At 26.4% G+C, this 2322-nt stretch carries 2 protein-coding genes; both read left to right on the top strand.

Annotated elements, in window-relative coordinates; translation table 11 throughout:
- The first annotated feature begins 493 nt into the window (after positions 1-493).
- Positions 494-1177 carry a response regulator transcription factor gene (locus tag LLF98_RS10180; protein ID WP_291703157.1) on the top strand — a complete coding sequence of 228 codons (684 nt, stop codon included), beginning with the start codon at positions 494-496 and terminating at the stop codon, positions 1175-1177.
- The coding region (locus LLF98_RS10175) for a histidine kinase dimerization/phospho-acceptor domain-containing protein (RefSeq protein WP_291703156.1) at positions 1174-2322 on the top strand (1149 nt) is incomplete at its 3' end. The genes LLF98_RS10180 and LLF98_RS10175, both read left to right, overlap by 4 nt.

Below are 2322 nucleotides of genomic sequence, written 5' to 3'. Positions count from 1 at the left end.
CCTTGCTCTGTTACTAATTTTATTATTTCCATCTTGTATTCTACTGAAAATTTCTTTCTTTTAGTCATTTGATTAACACATCCTTATCTGTACTTATTATACATACTTTTCTATGTGTCTATCAAATAGGGTATACTCCAGTTATTTTTGAAGTTTTCATTTTGCAACATATATATATAAACATAATGTGTAATTAAGAAACGCTATCAAATTTTAATGATAGCGTTTTTTGAGCATGTATAAAAATAATTAGGTGGTTATATATAGTAGTAAATATTTTCATGTGCCTAAGTGTAGCAGAATTTGAAATTCATCATAATAAGAGAACTTCTTCAAGGAATAATTTTAGATGAAGAACTGAAGGTAAAATTTATATGAAAAATATAATATAAGATATCAGCATTTACACATAAAATTCATAACTTTATGCTAAATTATTAAATATATGATAAAGTAATATTAATATTAATATTAACTATATGGGGTGAAAGTTATGAACAATATTTTAATAATTGAAGATGAAAAAAGCGTATCAGACGTTGTAAAGGCATATTTAGAAAAAGAAGGATATGGAGTGTATTCCACTGAAAATGGATTAGATGGAATTGAAATTTTTAGAAAACAAAAAATAGATCTTGTGATTTTAGATTTAATGCTTCCAGATATAGATGGTGAAGAAGTTTGCAAAATACTTAGAAAAATATCAGATGTATATATTTTTATGTTAACTGCTAAAAGCACATTAAGTGATAAAATAGAAGGGTTAAATATTGGAGCTGATGAATATTTAACAAAACCACTAAGTCCAAGAGAACTTACTGCCCGTGTAAATGCACTATTTAGAAGAGTCGGAGGAAGTAAAGAAAATGTTCTTTTTTTTGATAATAACAAATTAATAATTGATATTGATAAGAGATTGGTTAAATTAAATGGAGAACAAGTAAGTTTAACTCCAAATGAATTTGATATATTATACGTTTTAGCTTCAAACAAAGGGAAAGTATTTACAAGGGAATCAATAATAGAGAGGGTTTTTGGCATTGATTTTGATGGCTCAGATAGAAGTATAGATGTTCATATCAAAAATTTACGTAAGAAAATCGAAGAAGATACCAAATCTCCAAGATATATAGTTACTGTTACCAAAATCGGTTATAAATTTGGTGATGAACTATGAAGCAGAGCATAAGGGAGCGTTTAAGTTTTATATTGATTTTTTGCTCTGTAGTATCAGTATTTTTATCAGTATTAATTATAAATACAACAATAACAAATACTTTTAATAAATACATGGAGGATATTCAAACTAAAAGAAATGCAAGGTTAGTTGAATATTTTCAACAAGTTTATAAAAATGATGAAAGTTGGAATAAAACTTCTGGAGAAGAAATGATGCACGAAGCATATATGAGTAATTATTGCTTAACACTTTTAGATGAAAATAAAAAAGTCGTATGGGAAATGAACCATGAGGATATAAAATATAAAAATCATATGATGGTAAATGGTAAAGAAGAAGCAGGGGTTTATACTTCTAATACTTTTGATATAAATGTAAATGAAAAAACAGTAGGATATATTATGGTTGGGCAATACTCGCCTGTTTTACTTTCTCAAGAAGATATAAGTTTTAAAGGACAGATTAATAAGAGTATTGTTTTTAGTGGTGTATTAACTTTAGCAATAGTAGCAGTGATAAGCTTGATTTTATCAAAGCAATTTTCTGAACCTATAAAAGCAGTTTCAAAAACTTCTGTAAGTTTATCAAAGGGAAATTATAATTCCAGATCAAATATAAAAAGCAATATTGAAGAAATTAGAAATTTAACTGAGAGCATAAATGATTTAGGTGAGAAATTAAATAGTCAGGATTTATTACGCAAAAGGTTTGTTTCAGACATTTCTCATGAAATAAGAACTCCTTTAAATGTGCTTCAGAATAATTTAGAAGCCATGATAGATGGAATTATACCTGTAACTACTGATAAACTCATTAATCTAAATGATGAGGTAATAAGATTTGGTAAGCTTTTGAATAATTTAAATGCACTAAAACAAATAGAGTCAAATGAAATAGTGCTTAAATTAGGAAGAGTTAATATAGGAGAACTTATTTCAAATGTAATTAGTGACTTTTATATTGCTGCTGATGAAAAAAACATAAAGTTAATTATGAATAAAGAAAAAGATAAAAATTTTATTGTATTAGGCGATTATGATAAATTGAAACAAGTATTTATAAATCTTATTTCAAATGGAATTAAGTTTGGCAAGATACATGGAACTGTATTGGTGAATTTAAGTAGCAATGCAGATTCTGTG

The sequence above is a fragment of the Clostridium sp. genome (assembly GCF_021372645.1).
Lineage (GTDB): Bacteria > Bacillota > Clostridia > Clostridiales > Clostridiaceae > Clostridium.
The sequence above is the reverse complement of the archived record's forward strand: the minus strand, read 5'-3'. Positions and strand labels throughout refer to the sequence as shown.